We start from the raw sequence: 2,126 nt of genomic DNA, 5'->3' as shown, positions 1-2,126 counted from the left end.
ATGATATCACGAAGATCGCCGACGGCTCGCCGTCGCGGAACGCGGCCAGCGACAGCGGCAGCCAGGCCAGCGGCGGGATCGTGCGGAGCACCTGGAAGATCGGATCGAGCCCGCGCATTGCCCAGACCGATTGGCCGATCAGCGTGCCGAGCGCGATGCCGGCGATCGCGGCGAGCGAGTAGCCCAGCGCCACGCGCTTGAGACTGGCGGAGAGGTGCCAGAACAAGCCCTTGTCGATGCCGCCATTGTCGAAGAACGGATCGAAGATCAGGTCGCGGGTGTCGGAAAAAACTTTCGTCGGCGGCGGCAGCGCCGAGCCGGCGCGGCGGCACACGAGCTCCCACAGCACCACCAGCAAGGTGACGACGATCAGCGGCGGGATCACCCGCACGGCCACTTCGCGTGCGGCCTTGATGAATTTGTCGGCGCGCGGCTGCCGCTTCGGCCGCATCGCCAGAACCGGCGATGACGGTGCAGCGAGCACGGTGACGGTCTCGGTCTCGGATTTCATGGCAGTCATCGACATCGGCTGGGTGCTCCGTCGTCTTCGAAAGGGGACGGCGGACCGCGCGGCGGTCCGCCTGTTGGGGTCAGACTTCGACGCGTTTGATCGACAGCGACTTCAAGTAAGCGGTCGGGTTCTCCGGATCGAACACCTTGCCGTCGAAGAACGTCTCCTTGCCGCGCGACGTCGAGGTCGGAATGTCGGCGGCGGCGACGCCGAGCGTCTTGGCGGCGTCCTTCCACAGATCCTCGCGGTTGACCTTGGCGATCAGCGCCTTGCTGTCGAAGCCGGGCTCGTACTTGCCCCAGCGGATATCCTCGGTCATGAACCACAGATCGTGGCTCTGGAACGGGTAGGAGGCGTGGTCGGCCCAGAACCGCATCTGCTGCGGCGAGTTCTCGACGACGCGGCCGGTGCCGTAGTCGAACTTGCCTTTCATGCGGTCGATGACGTCTTCGGCCGGCACGTTGATCCACTGCCGCTTGGCGCAGATCTTCGCGGTCTCTTCGCGGTTCTCGGCCTTCTCGCACCACTGCTGCGCTTCCATCACCGCCATCAGCAGTGCTTTGGCGGCCTTCGGATTCTTGTCGACCCAGGAGGCCCGCATGCCGAACGACTTCTCCGGATGCTTGTCCCACAGCTCGCCGGTGGTCAGCGCCGTGTAGCCGATGTCCTGATGGATGAGCTGCAGATTCCACGGCTCGCAGACGCAGAAGCAGTCCATCGTGCCGACCTTCATGTTGGCGACCATCTGGGCCGGCGGCACCACGATGGTTTCGATGTCCTTGTCGGGATCGATGCCGCCGGCGGCGAGCCAGTAGCGGATCCACAGATCGTGCGTACCGCCCGGGAAGGTCATCGCCGCTTTGATGGCTTTGCCGGAGGCTTTCTTCTTCTCCAGCGCGACTTTGAATGGCGCGGTGTCGAGGCCGATCTTGAGGTCTGCGTATTCCTTGCCGACCGAGATGCACTGACCGTTGAGGTTGAGCCGCGCCAGGATGTACATCGGCGTCGGCACGTTGTTCTGCGTCACCTTGCCGGACGAGATCAGATACGGCATCGGCGTCAGGATGTGGGCGCCGTCGATGCCGTTGCCTTCCGAGCCGAGCACGAGGTTGTCGCGCGTCGTGCCCCACGAGGCCTGCTTCTCGACGGTGACGTCGGGCATGCCGTACTTCGCGAAGATACCCTTCTCCTTGGCGACGAACAGCGGCGAGGCGTCGGTCAGCGCGATGAAGCCGAGCCGCGCGCCTTTGACTTCGGGGCCGGCCTCTTGCGCGAACGCACCGCCGGGAAAGTTCAACTTCGCCGCGGCGAGCAGTGCTGCCGCGCCGCCCGTCGCCTTCAGGATCTGGCGGCGGCTCACTTTACGTCCGGTCCGGTCGTTGCTGATCGTCATCGTTGCCTTTCCCTCGCGAGGTCGTGCGACCCGTTTGCCCAAAGCTGGCGTTCGATGCCCCAAACGAAAAAAGCCGCTGCCTGGCTTCCCGCTCGCGCGGGACAGCCAGGACAGCGGCATTGCTGTCGGAGTTATCGATGGACGCCGGATCACCCCACCGGTGACCCGCCTAAGAGTAGCGAAAACCGTGCCAGTCGCGCGGGGAGGGTGATTGGTTAGGAT

At 64.8% G+C, this 2,126-nt stretch carries 1 protein-coding gene and 1 pseudogene; both read right to left on the bottom strand.

The window, feature by feature from the left end; genetic code table 11:
• A pseudogene (locus I5M_RS26885) lies at positions 1 to 526 on the bottom strand (nitrate ABC transporter, permease protein); the annotation flags it as partial.
• A gap of 64 nt (positions 527 to 590) precedes the next feature.
• Complete coding sequence (locus I5M_RS26880; protein WP_022724226.1) at positions 591 to 1,904, bottom strand: CmpA/NrtA family ABC transporter substrate-binding protein; 1,314 nt, start codon at positions 1,902 to 1,904, stop codon at positions 591 to 593.
• Positions 1,905 to 2,126 lie beyond the last annotated feature (222 nt).

It is taken from the genome of Rhodopseudomonas sp. B29, from assembly GCF_000333455.1.
Taxonomy (GTDB): domain Bacteria; phylum Pseudomonadota; class Alphaproteobacteria; order Rhizobiales; family Xanthobacteraceae; genus Rhodopseudomonas.
The sequence above is the reverse complement of the archived record's forward strand: the minus strand, read 5'-3'. Positions and strand labels throughout refer to the sequence as shown.